15 protein-coding genes are annotated in these 24487 nt (G+C 63.0%); 4 read left to right on the forward strand and 11 right to left on the reverse strand.

Features of this window, described 5'->3' with window-relative positions; genetic code table 11:
* Positions 1–171: 171 nt before the first annotated feature.
* Complete coding sequence (glyA, locus tag RAM80_RS13225; RefSeq protein WP_416426975.1) at positions 172–1425, forward strand: serine hydroxymethyltransferase; 1254 nt, start codon at positions 172–174, stop codon at positions 1423–1425.
* A 118-nt stretch (positions 1426–1543) separates the two neighbouring features.
* Here the strand turns inward: glyA and RAM80_RS13230 are convergent, their stop codons facing one another.
* From RAM80_RS13230 to RAM80_RS13245, 4 genes are all read right to left on the reverse strand, one after another.
* Complete coding sequence (locus RAM80_RS13230; protein ID WP_416426976.1) at positions 1544–2767, reverse strand: phospholipase D-like domain-containing protein; 1224 nt, start codon at positions 2765–2767, stop codon at positions 1544–1546.
* A gap of 63 nt (positions 2768–2830) precedes the next feature.
* The gene (yjiA, locus tag RAM80_RS13235; protein ID WP_416426977.1) at positions 2831–3793 is read right to left on the reverse strand and encodes a GTPase; all 963 of its coding nucleotides are present in this window, start codon (positions 3791–3793) and stop codon (positions 2831–2833) included.
* Between the two features lie 124 nt (positions 3794–3917).
* Positions 3918–4115 (reverse strand): YbdD/YjiX family protein, encoded by a 198-nt coding sequence (locus tag RAM80_RS13240; protein WP_416426978.1) that lies wholly within the window; start codon positions 4113–4115, stop codon positions 3918–3920.
* Between the two features lie 18 nt (positions 4116–4133).
* A complete protein-coding gene (locus RAM80_RS13245; protein ID WP_416426979.1) occupies positions 4134–6200 on the reverse strand; it encodes a carbon starvation CstA family protein in 2067 nt (688 codons plus the stop codon).
* 218 nt (positions 6201–6418) lie between these two features.
* Here RAM80_RS13245 and RAM80_RS13250 point away from each other — a divergent pair, with 218 nt between their 5' ends.
* Both RAM80_RS13250 and RAM80_RS13255 read left to right on the forward strand, forming a co-directional pair.
* Positions 6419–6868, forward strand: a complete 450-nt coding sequence (locus RAM80_RS13250) for a methyltransferase family protein (RefSeq protein WP_416426980.1) — start codon at positions 6419–6421, stop codon at positions 6866–6868.
* A 42-nt stretch (positions 6869–6910) separates the two neighbouring features.
* Positions 6911–7279 (forward strand): PilZ domain-containing protein, encoded by a 369-nt coding sequence (locus RAM80_RS13255; RefSeq protein ID WP_416426981.1) that lies wholly within the window; start codon positions 6911–6913, stop codon positions 7277–7279.
* Positions 7280–7450: 171 nt separating this feature from the next.
* Here the strand turns inward: RAM80_RS13255 and RAM80_RS13260 are convergent, their stop codons facing one another.
* Positions 7451–7828 (reverse strand): hypothetical protein, encoded by a 378-nt coding sequence (locus RAM80_RS13260; RefSeq protein ID WP_416426982.1) that lies wholly within the window; start codon positions 7826–7828, stop codon positions 7451–7453.
* A gap of 220 nt (positions 7829–8048) precedes the next feature.
* Between RAM80_RS13260 and RAM80_RS13265 the strand changes: the two genes are divergently transcribed.
* Complete coding sequence (locus tag RAM80_RS13265) at positions 8049–8624, forward strand: RNA 2'-phosphotransferase (protein ID WP_416426983.1); 576 nt, start codon at positions 8049–8051, stop codon at positions 8622–8624.
* Between the two features lie 126 nt (positions 8625–8750).
* Here RAM80_RS13265 and RAM80_RS13270 read toward each other — a convergent pair.
* The 6 genes from RAM80_RS13270 to radA all read right to left on the reverse strand — a co-directional run bounded on the left by RAM80_RS13270 (position 8751) and on the right by radA (position 24466).
* Positions 8751–9913 (reverse strand): IS3 family transposase gene (locus RAM80_RS13270; protein WP_416426984.1). Its coding sequence is split into 2 segments (ribosomal slippage): positions 8751–9658 and positions 9658–9913, totalling 1164 coding nucleotides; the frame shifts between segments, so codons are not numbered across the junction.
* 157 nt (positions 9914–10070) lie between these two features.
* Entirely contained in the window at positions 10071–10466 is a 396-nt protein-coding gene (locus RAM80_RS13275) for a barstar family protein (protein WP_416426985.1), read from the reverse strand.
* 498 nt (positions 10467–10964) lie between these two features.
* Positions 10965–11423 (reverse strand): SMI1/KNR4 family protein, encoded by a 459-nt coding sequence (locus tag RAM80_RS13280; protein ID WP_416426986.1) that lies wholly within the window; start codon positions 11421–11423, stop codon positions 10965–10967.
* A gap of 4 nt (positions 11424–11427) precedes the next feature.
* Positions 11428–21036, reverse strand: coding sequence for a hemagglutinin repeat-containing protein (locus RAM80_RS13285; RefSeq protein ID WP_416426987.1), 9609 nt, complete (start codon positions 21034–21036; stop codon positions 11428–11430).
* 24 nt (positions 21037–21060) lie between these two features.
* Entirely contained in the window at positions 21061–22773 is a 1713-nt protein-coding gene (locus RAM80_RS13290; RefSeq protein WP_416426988.1) for a ShlB/FhaC/HecB family hemolysin secretion/activation protein, read from the reverse strand.
* Positions 22774–23098: 325 nt separating this feature from the next.
* Positions 23099–24466, reverse strand: a complete 1368-nt coding sequence (radA, locus tag RAM80_RS13295; protein ID WP_416426989.1) for a DNA repair protein RadA — start codon at positions 24464–24466, stop codon at positions 23099–23101.
* Positions 24467–24487: the final 21 nt, after the last annotated feature.

The raw sequence follows: 24487 nt of genomic DNA on the forward strand, positions 1-24487 counted from the left end.
GCCAGCGAGCTTGTGGAGCCCCCAAAGAACTCGCTGGCAAGCCAGCTCCCACAGAAGCGTCATGAACACCACTCGTCAAGGCAATGACTGCCTTTCATATGCCAGATAAAACGCGATGGGGTAGAATGCGCGCCTGATCACCTTTTTCCAGCACGATCCTTGAGGACCGCCATGTTCAGCCGTGATTTGACCCTTGCCAAGTTCGACGCCGATCTCTTTGCCGCCATGGAGCAAGAAGCTCAGCGCCAGGAAGAGCACATCGAGCTGATCGCCTCGGAGAACTACACCAGCCCAGCCGTCATGGAAGCCCAAGGCTCGGTGCTGACCAACAAGTACGCCGAAGGCTACCCAGGCAAGCGCTACTACGGCGGCTGCGAGTACGTCGACGTGGTTGAGCAACTGGCCATCGACCGTGCCAAGCAGCTGTTCGGCGCCGACTACGCCAACGTCCAGCCGCACGCCGGCTCCCAGGCCAACGCCGCCGTCTACCTGGCCCTGCTGCAGGCCGGCGACACCATCCTGGGCATGAGCCTGGCCCACGGCGGTCACCTGACCCACGGTGCCAGCGTTTCCTCGTCGGGCAAGTTGTACAACGCTGTCCAGTACGGCATCGACGCCAACGGCCTGATCGACTACGACGAAGTCGAGCGCCTGGCCGTCGAGCACAAGCCGAAGATGGTCGTGGCCGGTTTCTCCGCCTACTCGCAAGTGCTGGACTTCGCCCGCTTCCGCGAAATCGCCGACAAGGTAGGTGCCTACCTGTTCGTCGACATGGCCCACGTGGCCGGCCTGGTCGCCGCTGGCGTCTACCCCAACCCTGTGCCGTTCGCCGACGTGGTCACCACCACTACCCACAAGACCCTGCGCGGTCCACGTGGCGGCCTGATCCTGGCGCGCGCCAACGCCGACATCGAGAAGAAGCTGAACTCCGCCGTGTTCCCAGGCGCCCAGGGCGGCCCACTGGAGCACGTCATCGCCGCCAAGGCCGTGTGCTTCAAGGAAGCGCTGCAGCCTGAGTTCAAGGCCTACCAGCAACAAGTGGTGAAGAACGCCCAGGCCATGGCCGGCGTGTTCATCGAGCGCGGCTTCGACGTGGTGTCGGGCGGTACTCAGAACCACCTGTTCCTGCTGTCGCTGATCAAGCAGGAAATCTCCGGCAAAGACGCCGACGCAGCACTGGGCAAGGCGTTCATCACCGTGAACAAGAACTCGGTGCCAAACGATCCACGCTCCCCGTTCGTCACCTCGGGCCTGCGCTTCGGCACCCCGGCCGTGACCACCCGTGGCTTCAAGGAAGCAGAGTGCAAGGAACTGGCCGGCTGGATCTGCGACATCCTGGCGGACCTGAACAACGAAGCGGTGATCGACGCCGTTCGCGAGAAGGTCAAGGCCATCTGCGCCAAGCTGCCGGTCTACGGCAACTGATAGCAGTACCCTGACGCAAAAAAAACCGGCTCATCGAGCCGGTTTTTTTATGCCCGCACAACCCGTAGCAGCGGCCAAAGGCCGCGTCCAGGGCGCCGGACGCAGCCTGCGGCAGCTGCTACGGGGTGCCGGGGTGGGGGGGTGGGTAGGTTTTGTCCAGTTGTAGCAGGTGCGCGTAGGGGCTGTCCCACAGTTGGGCATGCAGCTGGCCTACGCGCGTGGCCATGGCCGGGTTGCGCATCACCACCTCCAGGTTGCGCGACTTGTCCATGTAGCCGCCCAGCCAGTTGCTGGTGCCCACCCAGGCCACCTGGCCGTCGATTTCCATGGTCTTGCTGTGGGTCACCCGCGCGTAAGGGATGAAGCCCGTGGGCGCCTCGGGAATGGTGACAATGCGCACCTGCACGTTGGGCAGCACCGCCAGGCTTTTCAGGTAGTCCAGCTCGGGCTCGGCGGTGTTCCAGTCCGACACCATCAACTTCACCAGCACGCCGCGGGCTGCCGCAGCGCGCAGGGCGTTGTCGATGACCGGGTAATAAGGGCGGGTGTGGTCGGGGCCGTAGGACAGCGGCGCATAGTCCAGCAGCTGCACGCGCACCTCATGTTTGGCCTCGGCCAGCAGTTGTGGCAGCTCCTGCTCCGAGTCGCCCACACCGGGCGGGTTGAAGCGCGCCGGGCTGGCCACCAGGTAATTGCCGGTGCGTGGCGCAGGTGCGCCCTGGGCCGGCTGCGGCACCGGCTGGTGCTGGCTGAGGGCCTGCTCGGCGGCCCAGTCCTGGTTGAAGATGGCTTGCACCTGGGCGGCCATCTGCGCCTCGCTGATGAGCATGCCGGTCTCGTGGATATGCTCCATCGAACGCCAGTCGAAATTCTGGCTGCCGACGAAGGCCTGCTTGCCGTCCACCACCATGAACTTGGCGTGGATGATGCCGTTGCCGGTCAGCTGCGCGTAGGGCAGCACGGCGAAGCTCAGGTTGGGGATGGCCCGCAGCCGCGCCAGGGTGGCCGGGTCGGAGAGCTTCTGGCCCTTGTCTTCCAGCAGGAAGCGGATCTTCACCCCGCGTTCGCCAGCGGCCTGCAGGTGCTTGATCACCTGCTCCATCACCGAACCTGGGTGGTCCACGGCGTAGAACTGTTCGATGTCGATGCTGTGGCGGGCGTTGTCGAACAGCTGCATCCACACCGGCCCCGGCGCGCGCAGGTCGGGGGTTTGCAGGGTGGTGGCCAGCGGCACCGTGTGCACCAGCTCGAAGCCGGGAATGCTGAAATCGGCGCGTGCCGCCGGTAGTGCCAGCAACAGGGCAAGGGCCAACCATGGCCGTGGGGTATGGCGTGAACGCATCGGTGCTCCGCTGTCAGGGGGTGGGCAGGGGCGCCACGCTAACAGCGAAACATGACCGATCGGTTAAGCCTGCAACGCGGCAAAGCCGGCGCGGATCTTTTCTTCGGGCAGGTCGTCGGCGATGAACACCATCACGCTCTCGCGCGCCTCCCCAGGGGCCCACTCGGTGTCCCAGTCGAAGCCGTACAGTTTGAGCACGCCCTGGAACACCAGGCGGCGGTCTTCGCCGGCGATGTTCAGCACGCCCTTGTAGCGCAGCAACTGGCGGCCGTGGTCTTCCAGCAGCTGGTTCATGAAGTCGCTGAGGCGGTCGATGTCCAGCGGCTGGTCGGTGCGCAGCACCAGGCTGCTGATGCGGTCCAGGCTGCCGGCGGCCACCACCGGGCGCAAATTTAGGCTGGCGTTGAGGTTGAAGCCGCGCACGTCCAGCAGCTCGGCCAGGTCGATCTCGCCGTGCTGCACCACGCGCACCGGGGCGCGGCGGTTGATGCGGGTCAGGCGCTGGCTCAGGGCCTCGAAGGCCTCGGCACTGACCAGGTCGGTCTTGCTCACCAGCAGGCGGTCGGCAAAGCCCACTTGGGCCTGGGCGATGGTCTGCGCCAGATGCACGTCGGCGTTGGCGGCGTCCACCAGGGTGATGATGCCGTCGAGGATGTAGCGCTCGCGCAGTTCCTCGTCGATGAAAAAGGTCTGCGCCACAGGCGCGGGGTCGGCCAGGCCGGTGCACTCGATCACCAGGCGGTCGAAGGCCAGCTCGCCGCTGTCCAGGCGTTCCAGCAGCAGGAACAGCGCCTTGGTCAGGTCGGTGTGGATGGTGCAGCAGACGCAGCCGTTGGCCAGGGTCATGACCTGCACCGGGGCGTCGCCCAGCAGCTGGGTGTCGATGCCGGCGTCGCTGAATTCGTTCTCGATGACGGCTATTTTCAGGCCGTGCTCGGCCTTGAGCAGGTGGCGCAGCAAGGTGGTCTTGCCGGCGCCCAGGAAGCCGCTGAGGATGGTGACGGGAATGGGGGAAGACAAATGCATACTCCAGAAGTGACCGTAGCCGCTGCCGCAGGCTGCGCTGGCCCTGTACCCCACTGGAGATCTCCAGGGTACATGAGGGCCAGCGCAGCCTGCGGCAGCGGCTACGGGTTCGCGGTGGGTCAAATCAACAACACTTCGGCCCGCCCTTGCCGCCGTAGCGGGCCTCCTGGCGTTCGCGGAAGAACGCCTCGTAGTCCATCACCGGCTTGTCCGGGTGCTTGGCCTGCATGTGCGCTACGTAGTTGTCGTAGTCGGGCATGCCCACCATCAGGCGCGCGGCCTGCCCCAGGTATTTGCCCAGCCGGCTCAGGTCATTGAACATGTCTGCCTACCTCGTTCATCACGCGTCCGGGACCGCCTGGAAAGGCGATTCCTTGTCGGTGCGCTCGGTCTTGCCCCAGGCCGCGATACCGACCTTGATGGCATAGAACAGAATCGCGAATACCACGAACAGGAACAGCCCGGTCAGCGCCGCGTTGGTGTACGCGTTGAAGATCACGTGCTGCATCTGGTTGATGTCCTTGGCCGGGGCAACGATCTGCCCGGCGTCCAGCGCCGCGCTGTATTTCTTCGCCAGGGCCAGGAAACCGATGGCCGGGTTGGCGTCGAACAGCTTGATGAAGCCCGCGGTAGTGGTGCAGATCAGCAGCCACACAGCGGGAATCAACGGCACCCAGATGTAGCGCTGGCGCTTCATCTTGATCAGCACCACCACGCCCAGCATCAGCGCGATACCGGCCAGCATCTGGTTGGAGATACCGAACAGCGGCCACAGGGTGTTGATGCCGCCCAGCGGGTCGACCACGCCTTGATACAGCAGGTAACCCCACAGCGCCACGCAACCGGCGGTGCCGATGATGTTGGCGGTCCACGACTCGGTGCGCTTCAGCGCCGGCACGAACGAGCCCAGCAGGTCCTGCAGCATGAAGCGCCCGGCACGGGTGCCGGCGTCTACTGCGGTGAGGATGAACAGCGCCTCGAACAGGATCGCGAAGTGGTACCAGAACGCCATGGTGTTCTCACCCGGCAACACGTGGTGCAGGATCTGCGCGATACCCACGGCCAGGGTCGGCGCGCCACCGGCACGGGCCAGGATGGTGTTCTCGCCAATGTCGTGGGCCACGGCCGTCAGGGCGTCCGGGGTAATGGCAAAGCCCCAGTTGCTGACGGCGGTCGCCACCGCCACCACGTCAGTACCGACCACGGCGGGCGGGCTGTTCATGGCGAAGTACACGCCCGGCTCGATCACCGAGGCCGCCACCATGGCCATGATCGCCACGAAGGATTCCATCAGCATGCCGCCGTAACCGATGTAGCGGGCGTTGGTTTCGTTATCCAGCAGCTTGGGCGTGGTGCCCGAGGCAATCAGCGCGTGGAAGCCCGACACCGCGCCACAGGCAATGGTAATGAACAGGAACGGGAACAGGCCGCCCTTCCACACCGGGCCGGTGCCGTCGATGAACTGGGTCAGCGCCGGCATTTTCAGCACCGGGGTGGTGATCAGGATGCCGATCGCCAGGGCAATGATGGTGCCGATCTTCAGGAAGGTCGACAGGTAGTCACGCGGCGCCAGCACCAGCCATACCGGCAGCACCGCCGACACCGCGCCGTAGCCGATCAGCATCCAGGTGATCTGGATGCCGGTGAAGCTGAAGATCTTGTTCCACGCCGGATCAGCGGCAATCTGGCCCCCCAGCCAGATCGAGCCCAGCAGCAGCAACACGCCAATGATCGAGATCTCGCCGATGCGGCCCGGGCGGATGTAGCGCATGTACACGCCCATGAACATCGCGATCGGGATGGTCGCCATCACCGTGAACATGCCCCATGGGCTGTCGGCCAGGGCCTTGACCACGATCAGCGCCAGCACCGCGAGGATGATGATCATGATCAGGAAGCAGCCGAACAGGGCGATGGTACCGGGAATGCGGCCCATCTCCTCGCGCACCATGTCCCCCAGCGAGCGCCCGTTGCGCCGCGTGGACATGAACAGCACCAGGAAGTCCTGCACCGCGCCGGCCAGCACCACGCCGGCGATCAGCCACAGCGTGCCGGGCAGGTAGCCCATCTGTGCGGCCAGCACCGGGCCCACCAGCGGCCCTGCGCCAGCGATGGCGGCAAAGTGGTGGCCAAAGAGGATGTGCTTGTTGGTCGGCACATAGTCCAGACCGTCGTTGTTGAGCACCGCCGGCGTGGCCCGACGCGGGTCGAGTTGCATCACGGTGTTGGCGATGAAGAGGCTGTAGTAACGATAGGCAACCAGGTAGATAGCCACCGCCGCCACCACAATCCACAGTGCGTTGACCGCTTCGCCGCGGCGCAACGCCACGACGCCGAGGGCGCACGCTCCCAGTACTGCCACGATCAGCCATGGCAGATGGCGGAGCGGACTATTGTTGTTGTTCATTTTTTTTATTCCAACCAAGTGGATACGAAAGTCAGCCCTGCGAGTCTAGCGAGACTGCACGGAAAGACCACCCCTTACGTTGGTCTAGAGCCTTCTTTTACAGGACGACCATCATTTTTATCCGCCCTTGCGTGGCACTTGGCAAGCACCAGCAGACCAGTGAACACCGCGGCCAAACGCCGGTCGCAATAAGTAAGCCCCCGCACAGGAATGCCCCCATGCCCAAGGCTCCGTTTCCCCCGCCGCTGCTGTACCTGACCTTCATCGCCGTGGCCATCGCATTGAGCTACGCCCTGCCCCTGCCCGTGCCCGACACCAGTTGGACCCGCGCCACCGGCGTGGCCCTGATAGTGCTGGGCCAGGGCCTGTCGTTCTGGGCCATGCTGCGCTTCAAGCGCCAGGCCACCAGCCCCAGCAACTTCGAACAGCCGGACCAATTGCTGCAGCACGGCCCCTTCGCCGTGTCACGCAACCCGGTGAACCTGGGCGACACCCTGGCCTACGCCGGCATCGGCGTGCTGCTGAGCAGCCTGTGGCCATGGCTGCTGCTGCCCGCCCTGATCGCCATCATGAACCGCGCCGTCATCCGCCCGGACGAGGCGCAGCTGGAGCAACAGTTCGGCGACACCTATCGTCAGTATTGTCGACGGGTTCGAAGATGGCTTTGAGACACTAAGCTATAGTCAGGGGAATCGCAGAGGGCCGCAGCCATGACCGATACCCACGACGAGCGCCGCCGCTTCAAGCGCGTCGCCTTCGACGCCAAGACTCAGATCAGCCAGGGCGACCGCAACTGGTCGGTGAAACTCATCGACCTGTCCCTGCGTGGCGCCCTGATCCAGCGGCCCGACCACTGGGACGTCGACCCGCGCAAGCACTTCCAGATCAACATCCACCTCACCGACCTGATCGAGGTGCGCATGGACGCGGAATTGCGCCATGAAGAGCACGGGCACCTGGGGTTCGCCTGCCTGCACATTGGCTTGGAAGATATTGGGCATTTGCGCCGGATCATCGAGTTGAATCTCGGAGATATGGAGGAGCTGGAGCGGGAGTTGGGGGCGTTGGTGGAGGTTTGAGGGGGAAGCTGCCCCCAGGACTGTCGCCGCTGCCGCCAGGCTGCGCTGGCCAGTTGCCTCACCATAGACTCAATCTTCGGCACCGGTTACATCAGCGCTCTCTGCGCCATGCACACCTACCTGCCGGCTGCCTGGAGCGCGAGAATGCCCGAAGCCACTGCAACCGTGCCGCTACACACCAGTCTCATCAAGCTTGCAAAGGACGAACGCACTATCTGAAGAGAAAACACTCAACTCAATGGAATCAAATCTGTTTTTATCAGTGCCTTGTAGTACAAATTCGCTGAGCGAGGCCTTCAAATCGGAGCATATTTCCAAAAAATACTCATCACCTCCTACCACGCTCAACCCGCGATCAAATCCAACCTTGAAAATAGAAACCCAGAAAAACAAAGACATCAAAGTTGAGCCAGGGCCGCCAAAGCAATCCATTTCATCGCTGACAAAATGGAAGGCTGCCAGACTGCTATAGTTCCGCTCCGACATAGCGAATTCGTACAGCCCCTTCGCGACTTGCAACGCATCCAGGTACCCATCCCATTTTGTCATTGCTCATCTCTAGTAAATACATTCAGCTGAATGACTGGATTACGGACCATTTCTCGTGGATCTAGTGCGCTGGCGCGTTAACTGAGCCTGCGAACACCTCCAATAGATTCTTCGAAACGCTCATTCCAGCCATCCGAACAAAACCGGAAGCCTCCTACAAACCGTAGGGAAACCTTCCCACTGGATATCCCATCACCCAGCCCCCTAGGCAGGAAGCCCCATGAACAGCACCGCCCTCAACGACCTCAGCAAATTCCTCAGCTACGTCCTACGCCACGAGCCCCAAGCCATCGGCCTTACCCTGGACAGCGAAGGTTGGGCCGACCTCGACCAACTCATCCGCGGCGCAGCCACCCAGGGCCGCACCCTGAACCGAGACCAGATCCAAGCCGTAGTCGACACCAGCGACAAAAAACGCTTCGCCCTGTCCAGCGACGGCCAGCGCATACGCGCCGTGCAAGGCCACTCCACCACCAGCGTCAACCTGCAGCTAGAAGCACAAGAGCCACCGACCGTGCTCTACCATGGCACTGCCACCCGCTTTCTGGATTCCATCCGCGAACAAGGCCTGATCGCCGGCGCGCGTCACCACGTGCACCTGGCTGAAGACATCACTACGGCAGCGGCCGTGGGGCAGCGCTATGGCAAGCCCGTGGTGCTGCGCATCGAGACACAGGCGATGCAGCAGCAGGGCTTCACGTTCTTTCGGGCGGAGAATGGGGTGTGGTTGGTGGAACGCGTGCCTGCGCAATTTCTGAGGCTGGACACGGAAAAGGCAGAACCAAGCCAAGGCTGACGGGTTATGAAAATGCGCCGCCAGTTTCTGCGCGCATCCCCCACCCCAAGCAAGCTCTGTAGCCGCTGCCGCCAGGCTGCGCTGGCCAGCAGCCCCGCAGCCCATGCCAAGCGCGCACTGTAGTGGTCAACTGATCCCGGACACTGCGTTAAGTTTTTCCTCGGCAACGGCAAGCGCTAATCCTTCGTTGAATTGATGCGGTCGCCGCCAGTTGTACCGTTCCATCAGAAAACGACCGATATCTTGTTTAGCCAACGCGGCGCTCATGTAGCCCACCGTCGGTATCCATTCAGTTTTCAGGCTGCGAAATAGCCGCTCCATTGGCGCGTTGTCATGGCAGTTACCACGCCGACTCATGCTCTGTGTGAAACGGTATCGCCATAGTCTCTGGCGGAAAATCCGGCTGCCGTACTGGCTGCCCTGATCGCTGTGAAACAGCACATTCTGAGGCCGGCCACGCTGCTCATAGGCCATATCCAATGCCTTGATAACCAGGTCAGCGTCAGGATTGGATGAGAACGCCCAGCCTACGACCCGGCGCGCATAAAGATCGATGACCGCTGCCAGATTGTGCCATCGGCCTTCGGCCCAAACGTACGTAATGTCACCGCACCAGACCTTGTCGGGGGACACCACGCTGAACTCTCGATCAAGCATGTTCGGGATATCAGGTCGCTCAACGGTGGCCTTTTTATAGGCATGGGAGCCCGGTTGTTTGCTGATCAGGTTCATCTCGCGCATCAACCTACGTACCTTGAATCGCCCGATTTGCATGCCGTCTTCTTTCATCATCAGCTTGATGCTTCGACTGCCCGCAGCGCTTCGGCTTTGGGTAAACAGTTCGTTCACACGGCTGCGCAAAATCACCCGTTCGGCATCAGCGGATCGGCGTTTTCGACAGTACGCGTAGTAGCAAGATCGGGTGACTTCAAATACCGAGCACAACAGATCAACCGGCTCCTCGGAGCGAAGCTGATCGACTAACGCGAGCGCTCGTGCTCCTCGGCCATCAAGAGCGCGGTAGCCTTTTTTAGGATCGACTTTTCCCGTTCCAGACGATTGATTCGGGCTTCCAGTTCTTGGATTTTTTGCTGCTCAGGTGTTAACGCCTTGCTAGTCGGGGTGACACCGCCACGCTCCTGCTGGAGTTGGCTGACCCACCGACGCAATGCTGATTCAACTAGCCCGAGCGACCGGGCTGCCTCAATGTGGCTGTAGCCTTGGTCAAGCACCAGGCTGGCGGCTTTACTTTTGAATTCGGGGGTAAAGGTACGTCGTTGCTTGGTCATCAGACACCTCTCTATGGCGAGCATTCTCGCCTAAATGGGTGTCCGGCTTCATTAGACCACTACATCCCCTCACCTATTTCTCTCTAACAATAATTCGAGCGGCGAAAGGCGGCGCTTAAATGCTGCACACTCACTCCACCGTTGTTTTTTTAAAAACTTACCCGCAGACAAATAGCAGATGAAAAGGTCGATTTGCTTCAAGCCAAAACTCATTCGCCTCCGACCATGACGCCAAGAAACGCCTGAGCGCAAGCGAATTTTCCACGCATGCCCTATTTGCATCTCGAAGAGCTAATACTATCCCAACTGGAGCTAACCATTCCAAATCCGTAAGGCAGTCATCTAAAGCGTCCCAATTACTTCCGAAACATGCAGGAAATCTCAATACCTCAGCGATTATTCCGAAAAGGGCCTGACTACTCACATCCTCTACCAACGTGGCCACGTACAACTGCAATCCGCTTGAGACCAACAAGTCAAATTCTTCGGAACAACAAAAATGCACCGATGTTGCGGAAGGCTTTTCCAACGTATCACGCCACAAAGCTTTCACCTCACCAAAGAATGTATTTTAATACACAGCCAAGCTCCGCTCTCACATACATCCCAACCGCCCTGCCCTGCTGACATCATTTAGACGTTAAATTTCATACTTGGCCCACCACCTTAACCCATTGCAAGCACAAAATCTTCCCAGCCACCGACTGTATGCGACTTCATTAACTCTTACAGCGTATCCACCAATGCTGACGCCTCGTTTTAAGCATCAACAACACACCCAGATTAGCATCTGCAGCACTGGGCTACCTTAGGCCTATACACTTCACTTTAGTCCGCAGCCGCCTGCACCTGATCGAGTCGACGCCATTGGTCGGATATCACACCAGACCGAAGCGTTTTCGTGTGCCAAAACACCAGGGCTCCCGAGAAGCTCACTAAGGGTCGCGGACGCTCCCCCCCTAGCTTTGAACTAATCCCAGTGACTTCATCCGTTCAACTTTTTAATTCGTCCAGCACAACCCCGTCAAAAAACCCAACTTAGCTCAAACAATCACGATACATGCGCCAAAATTCTTTTGTATAAAAACCCGTAAAAATCAGTCGCATAATGGATTAACTCCCCAGATGGCAGCCGTTGCAGTATTGGGTACTCCCCTTCGAAAACCGAAGAGCAATCAAACATAAACGACTCACCAAAATCGGTTTCACTTACAAGCAGCTTAGACGTGTCCCACCCGGCGTTCCGCCCTATGATATGGTGATAAACGATGTCCCCCCCACAGACGCCGTCAAACTCCATCCCATATATACTATAAATCTCTTCAGACCCTATCTCTCCCCCACCATAATTTTGTAAAAACCAAAGATAGGATGGAGATAATGGATACCCTAATACACTTTCCGCCCTCTCCACCCAGTCATCGCCGACATAATCATTTTCAGACCCGAAATTGATGATTTCTGGATGTCCGGCGATTAGACATTTAACCTTTTCGGCCATGGCTTCCATATATTTACTCCCTCAATCCGGCAGCACGCTGCTGCCAATAGCTGTCTTTCCACTTATCAAACATGGGCCTATCGATCCCGGAAGGCATGGTATTCGGATTAATGTGGATAACCTTGCTATTCGTCTGATGGAAGGTCTGTGTCATCTCTGCGATGGCCCCCGACTGAGTCTGAGTCATATGATGTAGATTAACCGACTTACCATCCAGCCCAATAGGAGCCCGACCGGTGGCCATACGCTCAATATTGGTTCCAGTCACTACTTTTCCTCGCTCTCGCCAAGACGTTATTAGGTTTGGATCAAAGAGGTCATCCCTTTGGTAAACCCTGTTTCCGTTGAACTCAATGGGGTCTTTAGACCAAAATTTTCTCTGCTGAGCAAATATTGACGTTGCTTCGGACGCAGAACTAACCCCAGTCGAGGCGACGGTATCACTCGCCCCGGCCTCAATCAAACCCTGCCCCCGCTTACCCGCCAACCGCGCCATCACCGCGTCAGCAGCAAGCTTCGCCCCCCTCAGCCCCGGAGCAATAACCATCAGCGCCTCCAACTCCGGCGCGATGGTGTTGATACCTTTCATTGCAGGCCCTGTTGCCCGCTCAGCCGCTCCCTCTACAAGGCTGGGATAACTTGAGGCTCCAGACAGCTCACTCGAGTGCGCAGCCGTCTGCGCCTGACCGAACCGACGCCACTGGTCGTATATCGCACCCTGCCCATAGAGCGTCGTCGCATCAAACAACCCCGAGTCATTGAACTGCTCCTCGGTGGCGCTGAACGCGTAAACAGGTTTGCCATCTGCGATGATCGGCTGCCCGTTGGCCCAAGTCAGGGGGATGCGCTGCGCTGCAAGGTCGTTGACGACCTTCATCGCTTGATCAAAGTCCGCAAGGAAGTTCAGCGACTCCGGATCGTTGCCATCGGCCATACGCAGAATGCCCAACAGGCGCTGCTGATCCTTGGCATCTACCGCTGCGCCGCCAGCCAACATCAGCAGATCTTCCCAGCTGACATCAGATTTCAATGCGACGGTAGCTTTGAGCTCTTCAGCTTTCTGCTTGAGTACCGCCACCTCCTGTTGCTGATGTAGCTTGCGGTTGTAGAGGTCTACGCCTGTTGCCGTCTTGGCTCCCACTGCCTGGGCGGCAGCTCCCCCATTCGTTGCGGCTGCTGCGCCGGCGCCTACGCCCGCCGCGATCAGTGTCGTCAACGATGCTCTGTCTGTGGCGGAGTAACCGCTGTCAGCCAAAGCCTTGTCTATGACAGGCATCAGCATTTCGGAGGCCGCAGCGCCCGATGCACCTGCCAAGGCGTTACCACTCGACAGCCCTTGCAGTGCCCCCGCCAGCGCGTGCATCAACGCCCGCGCCGATCCACCTTCTGCCCACGCTGCTCGTGTGGTCTCATCCTGAGCCAGACGTGACTGCCTGTCGGCATAATTGCCAATGGCCTGGTAGGTATCAGCCGACGTGGTATTGGCGAGAATACCAACACCTGTTGCACCGCCAGCTCCACCTAATCCAGCGGCTATCAAACCAGTGGCTACATCCGCCAATAGGCGTTTGTCTCCCCCCACAGACCAAGCGTTGGCATCTTCAACAGCGGCGGTAGCTGCCACTTTTTCCGCTTCGGTTGTGGCTTTTTTCCTCTGCTCCTCTGCGTCTTTGCGCTTTGCAGCCGCCACCGTTTCTATCACGCTTTGACCCAGTTGCACGGTGCTCTGGATCAGATCGATACGTTCCTGTAACGCCTTCTCATCCGGGCGATCCAGCTGTTCATTGGCATGGGCCGTGTCACGATTCAAACCAACAAGATCATTGGCGCCTTCCGGGTTCCGGACGACGATCGTGCCTTCGCTGATCGCACTCCGGGTAGCGCTGCTGTCTTTGTCGGAAAGCAACAAGGGGACCGCCCCCCCTACGCCGGAACTCGTCTCGGCGCGGGGAGAATTCTTGCCGAGAAGGCTGTTGCCAGTATTTCCAGCCGTCGGGTCGGCGGGCCCACGGTTGTCACTACCGTTGTAGGAAAGGCTGATCCCAGCCGCAGAGCTTTTGACTTCGCTCTTGTTCTTGATATCGCTGACAACCAACCGATCAGTATCAAGGCGGTTTTTGTCCGGCGTGGCCTCGCTGGCGATGACAGCACCATCCAGGCGGGTAGTCCCGCCTACATGAATGTCGTAGCCACCTGTGCCAGCGAACAGCCCCGTCTGCTCCGTGACCGCAGCGTAATCAGACTTGGTGTTGCTTGCTGCCAGGTTGCCGCTGGCGGTAACCGTGGCCCCATAGCAGAACGGCGGTACACAGATGCTGCCGCCAAAACCACCGCTGGTTTGCTTGTTCTTGCTGTCTGACTCGTCCTGGCGAGACGCGATATTGAGGTTGCCGCCAATGTCAGCGTTGATGCTGTCTGCACGTACCTGCGCACCCGCCAGCGTAGTGTCCCGGCCGCTGCGCACTGTCAACTGAGAGGTGTCGACGGTCGTGTTGACCTGGGTTAATTCACTGCCAGTCCCCAAGCCTTTCGCCGCCTGAGCGCCCAAGTCGAGGGTAAAGCCATTCTGCGAGCCGATGTTGAAACTGGCGCCAATGGCCAGCTTGCTGTGGGTGTCGTGATTGCTCCATTCCTGGGTGTTCTGCTGGCTTTCCAGGTTGATGTTGTTCTTGGCCATCAGCAGCGTCTGCTCAGCCTTGAGCTGACTGCCGAGGATGTCGATGTCACCCTTCGCGTCCGCCTGGTCGCCGGTTGCGATGACGGCCAGATTGCCGCCACTGGTCACCGTCGACGATTTGGCCGTCTGGCTTTCGTAATCGCTGGTGCTTTTGCTATGGGTGGACGCCAGTTCAGTGCCGATCTTGATCAGCGAACCGCCACTGTTGGCTGGCCGACCATCGGACTCGTTAGCCGCGCCGGCGCTGGAGTTGCCCACGGCGTTATAGAGCGACAGTGCCGCCTGCGCGCCCTTTACTGCGGCCAGGCGCTTGTCGTCAGCCTGGCGGGCGGCCTGTACGTCGTTGCGGATGCTCTTGACGGTGTCGATGACCGTACCGCCAATTACCCTGCCCACGGCAAGGCTGCTGGAGGTGTCGACGCTGCTTTGCTTGCCGGTCTCCATACCTGCCGCGATGCGCACATCGGCACCGGTCAGGGTCATGTCCTTGGTGCTGACAAGATCGCTGCCAACCACGCTCAGCGTTCGCCCCGCACTGAGGTTGACGTCGCCTGCGCTTGAGCCAATGGTGCTACCGGTCAAGGTGGTTTCGCTGGCGTTGCCGGTATGTTTCTGACTGCCGATGGACAGGTGAAGGTTGCCGGTGATGTCATCGAGCCCGCCCATGTTGGCGGTGGCGATGCCCGTCAGGTCACGGCTTTTTTCCTTGTGATACTCCGTGCGCTGGAAGGTATTTTCGGCGGCGTCCACGGTCAGGTCACGCCTGGCCAGCACGTTGATATCGTCGGTACTGACCAGCGAGGAGCCAGTGATAGCCGCATCCCGCCCGGCCGTCACATTCACCGTGTCGCCAGAGACCAGGCTGCCTGCGGCACTGGTCTGGTGTTCGTTGACCTTGTCCTTGACCTTGCTGGCCTTGAGGCCGCCCCAGCTGCTTTTGCTGCTGCTCTTCTCGTGGCGGGCAGTGGTGGTGTCTTCACCAGCAACGATCGCCACGTCGTTGACCGCTTGCAGGCGTACATCGCCTTTGTCGGCCGACACTTCACTGCCTCTGATCAGCAGGTCTTGCCCGGAAACGACCGTGGTGCCCTGCCCGCTGGTGACGGCGCTGCCAGCGTTGGTGGTGTTGGTGACCAGGTCCAGCTGGCTTTTCTTGCTGGTACGGCTCTTCTTGGTCATGTCGTAAAGGGTGGAAGTGCTGTTCTCCCCCGCCAGTACGCTTACTTGTTTGCCGGCATACAGGTACGCCTCGTCGCCAGCGGTAATCTTGCTGGCAACCAGAGTCATGGTTTTGGTGGCTACGGCGACAACGTTACCGCCCGCGCTCAACTCACCCGCTTGCTGCTGGGTCTGGTTGTTTTCCCGGGTGACGCGTTTGTGCCCGCTTTTGCTGAAGGAGTGCACGTCCTGGACATCGCCCGCCGACAGCAGATTGATGTCGCGGCTGGCGGTGGCCTGCAGGTCTTTCTCGGCGTTGGCTTTACTGGCGACGACATTCAGGTCTCGGCCTGCATCCAGGGCCAGGTTGCCTTTGGCGGTCACCGTGGAAACGAGGTTATCCACAACGTGGGTGATACTGGAATTGTGTCCGCCGTTGTGGAATTCGTGCTTCTCGCTGACGTCCTGTACCCCGCGCAAGTTGATATCGCGCCCGGCTTGCAGGTTCGCATTGCCTTCAGAATTGATCGCCCCGAGGTTGGTGAGATCCTGGCCGGCGGCTGCATTCAGGGCATTCCCCGCCGTTATCCGCCCCCCCTCATCCGTAACGGTCCGCATCCCCGCCCCATCGCGCACCGCAATCGCCGTGCGGTCATTGACGATGTCGCCCCTGAGCGTGACCAGGTCCACCTGCTTGCCACGAATATCCCCCGCCAGCGCATTGCGGATACTGTCCTGCGCCAACAGGCTCAAGCGCTCATTGGCCTCTGCAACCCCGCCGTTGTAGACGCTCCCGCCTACGCTTGCACTGAGGTCATTGCTGGCACTCAGGGTGCCCACGTTGATCAGGTCATTGCCTGCCATCAGCTTCAGGTCACGACCCTGGATCAGCGCGCCGCCGTTGACGTTGCGGCTGTCGGCCTGGGCCAGGTACAGCACCGGTACCAGTACGCTCTGGCCGTCGATGACGCGGTTTTCCATCCACACGATGTCGTGGGTCAGGGCCGCGACCTGCTGGGCGCTCAGGCCCACGCCCACGCTGAGGTTGAGCGCGGCCTTGCTGGCCAGGGCGTTGTCCATCAGGTAGCGGTACTGGTCGTAGTCGCTGGTGAGGCTGGCGGCCAGGAAGCGCTGGCCGGTGCGGGCCACCACGGCGTCGCTGATCAGGCGGGTCTCGTAGCGGCCGTCGCCCAGGCGGCGGGCGGCTTCGTCGCTGCTGTAGCCGATCTGGCCCAGCAGGTAGTCCGAGCTCATGAACTTGCTCGGGTCGGTAAGATTGGGGTTGGTCTCGATCAGGTACTGGCTGTGCGGGTTCTGGCTGGGCACGAACAGGCCGTACTGGCCCTGGGGCAGGCGGAAGCTGCTGGAGGCAGTAGGGTCGACGGCGGCGAACGGCACGCCGGTGAAGTCCACCGGAATGTAGCTGACGCGCACGGTACCGTCGGCGTCAATGCGCTCCACGCGCTGCACGTCCTTGGCTTGCAGCGGCGTGGCGCTGCTGTGCTCGGGGCTGAGCTGGATTTCGACGGCACCGACCCGCTGGGTGGCCTCGCTGTCCAGGTGGCCGGTGAGCTGCGCCTGGGTCTGTTCCAGCAGGGTGCCGTTCTGGATCTGCGTGGTGACGTTCAGCGCCACGCTGCCGCCCGCCTGCAGGGTGCTGGTGTAGTTGTGGCTGGCGTCGGGGTTCCAGGTGGTGACGTCGCTGTCCTGCCGGAAGCGGCTGTCGCTGGAACGAGCGATCAGTTCGTTGAAGCGGGCCAGGTCGAAGTTGCCGGCGGCGACGGCGGCGTTGAACGCCGGCACGTCGATGAATTCCATCTGGTCCCAGTAGCCGGTGCCGATGCGTGCCGGGGTGCTGATGACGATGACCTGGCTGCCGCTGCGCGACGAGGCGCCTTGGTTGAGGAGGCTGTCGGCGTTGATGGTGAGGTTGCCGTTGGCGGCCATCAGGCTGTAGCGGTTCTGCACGTCGCTGGCGTTGAGGGTCATGCCCTGGCCGGCCACCAGGCGGGCCATGGGCGAGTCCAGCAGTACGCTCTCGTCGAGGGTCTTGGTGATGGTGATGGCGCCGCGCTTGAAGGAATCGTGGCCACCGCAGTGCTGGCCGCATCGCCATTCCAGGCCGCCGCTGGTGACGGCCTTGGCCAGTTCGAACTGGGCCTTGGCGTTCTCGATGCTGACGGCATTGAGATCCATGGCGCCCAGGCTTTCGACGCTGCCCGAGAGGTTGCTGAAGGTGCTGGCGCGGCCGCCGTCGTAGCCGGCGAAGCTCAGCGCGCCCTGGCTGTAGAGCTCGCCGTAGGTGTTGCTGAAGCGGTCGCTGCGCAGGGTCATGTCGCCGGCGCTGAACAGCAGGGTGTCGGCGCTGTTGCTGATGGCGCCCAGGGCCTTGAGGCTGAGCGTGCCATTGGCGCCCAGGGTGCCGTTGTTGGTGATGTTGGCGGCGCTGATGCTCAGGTTGCGGCTGGCGATCAGGCGCCCGTCGTTGGTGAGGTCGCCGCTCAACGTCAGGGTGGTGTCGCCGGCGCTGGCCAGGCGCCCGCCCAGTTGCGTGAACGCTTGGGCGCTGGCCCGCAGGTGGCCCTGGCTGGAAATGCGCCCGCGGTTGACCAGGTCGCCGATCAGGCCCATGGCCAGGTCCAGGTCGCTGGCCAGTTCGCCGGCGTTGTCCAGGCTGGCGACGTTGAGGGTCAACTGGCCGGACGTGGCCAGGCGGTCGCCGGCCAGCAGGGCCAGGGCGCCGCCGCTGGTCACGCTGAGTGCGCCGTCGAACTGCGCGCGGCCGACGCTGCGAATGCTGCCCAGCTGCCAGTCGGCGCTGCCGGTGCCGGTGATGCTGCCTTGGCTGCCGTCGAGGCTGGCGGCCTGCAGGCTGAAGGCCTGGCTGTAGAGTTGCAGGGTGCCGCTGTTGACCAGCGCGCCGCCGAGGGCGAAGCGGCTTTGCGCGCCACCCAGGGCCCGCAGGCGGCCGCTGTTGTTGAGGTCACCCACAGTAATGTCCAGGCCGCCGGCAGACTCGATCAGGCCCTGGTTGTTGAGTTGGTCGGCGAGCTTGAGGGCGACGGTGGCGCCGCTGATCTCGCCATCGGCGCCGTTGTCCAGGCGCCGGCCATCGAGGCTGAGGTCGCCACTGGCGAACACCTTGCCGGCGCGGTTGGTGAGCTGGGCAACTGCCAGTTTGAGCTTGCCGGCCAGGCTGGAGAGCATGCCGGCGCGGCTGTCGTCGGCGCTGTTGTCGAGGCTGCCGGCAGTGATATCCAGGGTGTCGGCCAGCACGCTGCCGCCCTGGTTCTGCAGGGTGCCGTCGCCCAAGGCAAGGGTCAGGGCGCCGCCCTGGGCGCGCAGCAGGCCCTGCTGATTGAGGACGCTGGTGGCGGTGATCAGCAGGCCATCGGCACCGGCCAGGATCTGCCCGCCCTGGCGGTTGTCGAGCTGGCTGCCGCTGACCTCCACACGGTTGCCGCTGAGGCTGCCGTTGCGGTTGTCCAGCTGGTTGAAGCCTTGCAGCCACAGGGCCTGGTCGGCGGCGTCGATGACGCCAGTGGCGTTGTCGAGCACACCGTTGATGGTCAGGCGCACGGCGCCGCCGTTGCCCAGCACGGCGCCCTTGGCGCTGTTGTCCAGCTGGTTGGCGACGAGGGTCACGGCCTTGCCGCTGATGACACCGGCATGGTTATCGAGCGTCGGCGCGCTGATGTGCAGGGCGGCGTCGCTCTGGAGGCGCCCGCCGCTGTTGGCGAGGCTGCCCAGGGCGAGGCGGGCGCCACCGAGGCCGGCGGCGACCAGGCCGGCGTCGCGGTTGTCGAGGTGGCTGGCGGTGAGGTCGAGGGTGTCGAACAGCAGGCTGCCGGCGCGGTTGTCGAAACCGGCGCCGGTGTTATCGAGCACCAGGGCCTGGCCTTGCAGCTTGCCGTGGCGGTTGTCCACCGCGCTGGCCTGCAGGCTGAACAGGGTCTTGGCCAGGGCGCGGCCGGCCTGGTTGTCGAAGCGCTGAGCCAGGCGCAGGTCGAGGCTGCCGGCGGTGGCGATAATCTGGCCGCCGGCGCGGTTGTCGAGGCTGTCGGCCGCCACGCTGACGTCGCCACCGCTGAGGGTGCCAGCGCGGTTATCGACGGTGCCGGCGCCTGCGTCCAGGGTTGTGCTGGCCTCGATGCGTCCGCCCTGGTTGTCGAGCAGTGTGCTGGCTTGCACCTTGGCGGCGCCCGCGCTGGCCGAGACGATGCCGTTGCGGTTGTCCAGTTGCCCGACGCCGAGGTCGAGGCGGTCGGCCAGCAGGCTGCCACCGCGGTTGTCGAAGGTGCTGGCCACTACCTTGAACTGCCCGCCCACCACTTCCAGGCGGCCGGCGCGGTTGTCCAGGCTGGTGAGGCTGAGGTCGACATTCTGCCCGGCGCCAAAGCGAATCAGGCCGCCCAGGTTGGCGAGTGCCGGGGTGTTGAGATTGAGGCTGTTTGCCCCGCGCAGGCGCGCAGTGCTGCCGTTGTTGGTGACCTGGGCGCTGTGCAGGCTGACGTCGCGGCCCTGGATTACCCCGCCGTCGTTGCGCAGGCTCTTGCTGCCGCGGGCGTCGAGGGTGCGGCTGGCGATCACGCTGGCGCTGTTGCTGAGCTCGGCGGCGTGCAGAGTCACGTCGCCCTGGCTGTTGCGGGTGTTGTCGGCGTTGACGCCGGCCTCGATCACGCCGCTGTTGGTCAGTTTGCCGTCGGCACTGAGGGTGATGCTGTCACGTGCGGTCAGGCTGGTGCGGTTGTCGATTGCACCGGCGCTGCGCAGGTCAACGCGGGTGCCGGCGTACACCGGGCCCTGGGCGTCGATGGCGGTGGCCTTGGCCACCACCGCACCGTTGGCGCTGACGTTGGCCAGGGTCAGCTTGCCGTTGGCGTCGATCTGCACGTCGCCGGCGCTGGCTGCCAGGTCGCCGGCCAGGCGCACACCCACGCCCTTCTCGGTGCCCACCAGCTTCACTGCCCCCACGTACATGCCGCCCAGTGCGCTGCTGTCGATCGCCAATGCCGGTTTGTCCGAGGCATCATCGGCGCGCGGGGTGGCCTGCAGGGTGTCGGCGTTGACGTCGTTGCGGCCGGTGACCACGGCCAGGTTCCTGGCGTACAGCTTGGCGTTGAGCTGGGTGGAGCGGGTGATCAGCTCGAACTGGTCGACGTTGCTGGCGTCGAGGCCGGCGCCTTCGATGCTGATGTCGCCGCCATCGACCTGGAAGCGGTCCAGGCGGCCGCTGCCGTCGAGCACCGGCTTGCCGGTGGTGAGGGTGGCACGCGGCGTGTTGATGAAGCCGCAGCCGTTGCACGTGACGCCGTAGGGATTGGCGACGATGACCCGCGCGGCCTGCCCGGCCACTTCCGTGTAGCCCTTGAGCTGGCTGCGGTTGTTGCCGGTGACCTCGTTGAGGATAGTGCTGGCGGCCTGGCCGTTGAGGTTGCCGTTGCCCAGGATAATGCCGCCCAGCCGGGTGGCCTGGGTGCGGCCAGTGGCGTTGTTGAGGATGACGCCCTGACTGCCGACGTTGTAGTCCTGGAACTGGTTGTGCGACAGGCCGCTGGCGTTGGGCGCGGCGATGTTGACCACCGGCACGCCGTTGCCCGCCGCCCCCACCGTGGTGCCCGCGCCGCTGACCACGATGCCCTCGGCCTGGGCCCACAGCGGCTGCCAGAACATGACGTTGGCCAGCAGGAACGCCAAGGCGCGCTTGGGCAGGCCCCAGAAGCGTTCGCGGGGCTGCAGGGCGGCCGAAGGTTGGCGGGCCAGGAAGGCAAGATGACGGGCGTCCATGTCGGGTACTCGTTGCAGCAACAATTAGAGAAAGAGGTTCAGGCTGAAGTAGATCGGCGTCTCACGGTCGGCGACGGCGCCGGGGCGTTCCAGCGAGTGGGCGAAGGTGACGCTGGCGCCCAGGTAGCGGCCGCGGGCAAACAGTTCCACGGCGTTGCCGCTCAGCCGTCCGTGCTGGTCGGTGTCGGTGTGGTCGCGGCTGATCACGCCCTGGTCGTAGGCCAGGGCCAGGCCGTATTCGGTGAGTGCCGGGCGCAGGCGGTCCCAGGCCACGGGGCGGCTCCAGCGCACTTCGTTGCGCCAGTAGCCGCCGCTGTCGCCCATCAGGTATTGGTCCTTGAAGCCGCGCACCGAGGACAGGCCGCCGACGCTGATGCGCTGGTTGCCGAACAGAGGGTCGTTGCTGTGCTGGCCGGTGGCGAGGCTGCTGAAGGTGAAACTTTCACCCAGCAGTTGGAAGGGCAGCAGGTAGCTGGCGGTGGCGGTGTACTTGCGGTAACGCGCGGAGGGCCCGCCGTTGCCCGGGTCACCTTGGGCGCCCAGGGCGCCGATGCCCTTCTGGGTGGCCAGGTCGAGGTTGACGAAGGCATTGCCCAGACGGCGGCCGTGGTTGATGCCGTAGCTGAGCTCGGTGAGGGTGTTGCTGCTGCCGCTCAGGTAGGCGCCGTCGTTGTAGTTGCGGGTGGCCAGGCGCGTGAGGCCGACGTTGACCGCGGTCTTGCTCAGGGCATCACGATGGATGACACGCTCGGCGCGCAATTGGTGGCTGCTGCTGTCGCCGCTTTGCAGGAAGCTGCCGTAGCCCTGCGGCGTGACCCTGGAGCGGTAGGCGCTCTGGCTGTAGCTGTAGTTGAAGGTCCACCAGCCCCACGGCAGGTTGTAATTGAGCAGTTCGTTGTGGGAACTGTGGCCCGAGTCGCTGACGGCATCGTGGCCGGCGCGCAGCATCAATTCGTCGGCCAGGCCCAGCGGGCTGTCCCACTCAAGCCCCGTGTTCCACTGCTGCTCGCCGGTGCTGCGCTGGCCATCGTTGCTGCGGCCCAGGGAAGCGCGCCAGGGTTTTTGCGGTGTGTTGGTGACCGTCACCTCGCTGCCACCCACGGCCTGGCCAGGGCTGAGCTCCATGCGCGCCTGGTTGGACGGCAGGCGGTTGAGCTGATCCACCAGTTGTTCGATCTCGCGCAGGTTGAGCACCTGCCCGGCGCGCCCCGGGAAGCTCATGGCCAGTTCGCGCTCGCTAATGCCGCTGCCCGCCCCACCCTTGAGGCGTTCCAGCCGCCCTTCCACCACTTGCACCACCAGCGTGCCGCTGCCCAGGTCCTGGGGCGGCAGGTAGGCACGGCTGGTCACCAGGCCACGCGCCAGATAGTGGTCGGTGATGGCCTTGAGCACTTCGTTGAGTTGCGCCACGCCCAGGCACTGGCCAAGGAACGGCGCCAGCAAGGGTTCGCGCTCAGTGGCACTCAGGTGGTCGGCGCCCTTGAGCTCGATGTGGCGGATGGTGAAACAGCGGGGGTCAGCCGGGGCTGCGGGGGCGGCTTCGGGGGTGGACTGGCCAGGAAGGTTCTTCAGGTCTTCAAGGCGCCGCTGCTGGTCTTGCAGCAAGCGGTTCTGCCGCTCGCGGATCAGGTCCTGGTCGCCTTGGGGCACGGGGGCAGCGACAACAGCGGCGGGGGCGCAGAAAAGGCTGGCAACCAGCAACAGCCAGGCCGTTTTCCGTGGTCTGGGAGCAGACATTGAATCGATCCTTGAAACGTCGGGGGGCGCGAAAGAGCGGCGATACTAGGGGGAGCGCCTCCCGAGGTCAAATTCACGATACAATTTCGAACAATTCAGAACATTGGCGACTATGGTGCCGATTAAGTGGCTATTGTCGATAAAGTGCAGATGAACAGGTGAAAACCAGCACAGATGATTTACCGGCATTACCCCGTAATGTCGGAATGCGAAAACCGACAAACGGTCAACCCGTGGCCGCTGCCGCCAGGCTGCGTCCGCCCCCCCACGCGGCTCACCTGGAAAAAAGCGGACGCGGCCTGGCGGCCGCTGCTACGGGGATGGGTTATTCGAAGAGGGCGTCGAGGGCCTGCTCCAGGCGGGTCACGCCGATGACCTGCAGCCCGGCCGGCGCTTCCTTCGGCGCGTTGCCCTTGGGCACGATGGCGCGCTTGAAGCCGTGCTTGGCGGCTTCCTTGAGGCGTTCCTGGCCGCTGGGCACCGGGCGCACCTCGCCGGACAGGCCCACCTCGCCGAACACCAGCAGATCATGCGGCAGCGGCCGGTTGCGCAGGCTGGACATGATGGCCGCCAGCAGCGCCAGGTCGGAGGCGGTTTCCAGCACCTTCACGCCGCCCACCACGTTGAGGAACACGTCCTGGTCGTGGGTGGGAATGCCGCCGTGGCGGTGCAGCACCGCCAGCAGCATCGACAGGCGGTTCTGGTCCAGGCCCAGGGTCACGCGGCGCGGGTTGGCCAGGTGGCTGTCGTCCACCAGCGCCTGCACCTCCACCAGCATCGGCCGGGTGCCTTCCCAGGTGGCCATGACCACGCTGCCCGGCACTTCTTCCTGGGCGCGGGTGAGGAAGATGGCCGAGGGGTTGGACACCTCTTTCAGGCCCTTGTCGGTCATGCCGAACACGCCCAGTTCGTTCACCGCGCCGAAGCGGTTCTTCACCGCGCGCAGCAGGCGCAGGCGGCCGTCGGACTCGCCTTCGAAATACAGCACGGTATCGACCATGTGCTCCAGCACGCGCGGGCCGGCCAGGGCGCCTTCCTTGGTGACGTGGCCCACCAGGAAGATGGCGGTGCCGCTCTGCTTGGCGTAGCGCACCAGCAAGGCGGCGCTCTCGCGCACCTGGGAGACGCCGCCGGGGGCGGACTGCAGGGCCTCGGTGAAGATGGTCTGGATGGAGTCGATGACCATCACCTTGGGCTGCTCGACCCGGGCGGTGGCGATGATGGTCTCGATGCAGGTCTCGGTCATGACCCGCAGCTGGTCCTGGGGCAGGCCCAGGCGGCGCGCGCGCATGGCCACCTGCTGTTGCGATTCCTCGCCGGTGACGTACAGCGCCGGCATGCGCGCGGCGATGTTGCACAGGGTCTGCAGCAGGATGGTGGACTTGCCGATGCCCGGGTCACCGCCAATCAGCACCACCGAGCCGTCCACCAGGCCGCCGCCCAGCACGCGGTCGAGCTCGGTGGAGGCGGTGGTGAAGCGGGGAATTTCCTCGACGCTGACCTCGGCCAGGGTCTTGATCTGCGCCTGCTGGCCCGCCCAGCCGGTGCGGCCGCTGGAGGGTGCGGCAGCGCCGGCCTCGATCATGGTCTCGGTCAGGGTGTTCCAGGCGCCGCACTCGCCGCACTGGCCGGCCCATTTCGGGAAGGTGGCGCCGCACTCGGTGCAGCCGTACAAGCGCTTGGCCTTGGCCATGAGGAATTCCCCTGTATATAA

Source organism: Pseudomonas sp. App30, assembly GCF_047947025.1.
Lineage (GTDB): Bacteria > Pseudomonadota > Gammaproteobacteria > Pseudomonadales > Pseudomonadaceae > Aquipseudomonas.

Excerpts from the sequence above, each read along its gene's own strand:
- RAM80_RS13260 (WP_416426982.1), bottom strand. The coding sequence starts at position 7,828 with ATGACAAAATGGGATGGGTACCTGGATGCGTTGCAAGTCGCGAAGGGG.
- RAM80_RS13265 (WP_416426983.1), top strand. The coding sequence starts at position 8,049 with ATGAACAGCACCGCCCTCAACGACCTCAGCAAATTCCTCAGCTACGTC.
- RAM80_RS13280 (WP_416426986.1), bottom strand. The coding sequence starts at position 11,423 with ATGGAAGCCATGGCCGAAAAGGTTAAATGTCTAATCGCCGGACATCCA.
- RAM80_RS13250 (WP_416426980.1), top strand. The coding sequence starts at position 6,419 with ATGCCCAAGGCTCCGTTTCCCCCGCCGCTGCTGTACCTGACCTTCATC.
- RAM80_RS13240 (WP_416426978.1), bottom strand. The coding sequence starts at position 4,115 with ATGTTCAATGACCTGAGCCGGCTGGGCAAATACCTGGGGCAGGCCGCG.
- glyA (WP_416426975.1), top strand. The coding sequence starts at position 172 with ATGTTCAGCCGTGATTTGACCCTTGCCAAGTTCGACGCCGATCTCTTT.
- yjiA (WP_416426977.1), bottom strand. The coding sequence starts at position 3,793 with ATGCATTTGTCTTCCCCCATTCCCGTCACCATCCTCAGCGGCTTCCTG.
- RAM80_RS13290 (WP_416426988.1), bottom strand. The coding sequence starts at position 22,773 with ATGTCTGCTCCCAGACCACGGAAAACGGCCTGGCTGTTGCTGGTTGCC.
- RAM80_RS13255 (WP_416426981.1), top strand. The coding sequence starts at position 6,911 with ATGACCGATACCCACGACGAGCGCCGCCGCTTCAAGCGCGTCGCCTTC.
- radA (WP_416426989.1), bottom strand. The coding sequence starts at position 24,466 with ATGGCCAAGGCCAAGCGCTTGTACGGCTGCACCGAGTGCGGCGCCACC.
- RAM80_RS13230 (WP_416426976.1), bottom strand. The coding sequence starts at position 2,767 with ATGCGTTCACGCCATACCCCACGGCCATGGTTGGCCCTTGCCCTGTTG.
- RAM80_RS13285 (WP_416426987.1), bottom strand. The coding sequence starts at position 21,036 with ATGGACGCCCGTCATCTTGCCTTCCTGGCCCGCCAACCTTCGGCCGCC.
- RAM80_RS13245 (WP_416426979.1), bottom strand. The coding sequence starts at position 6,200 with ATGAACAACAACAATAGTCCGCTCCGCCATCTGCCATGGCTGATCGTG.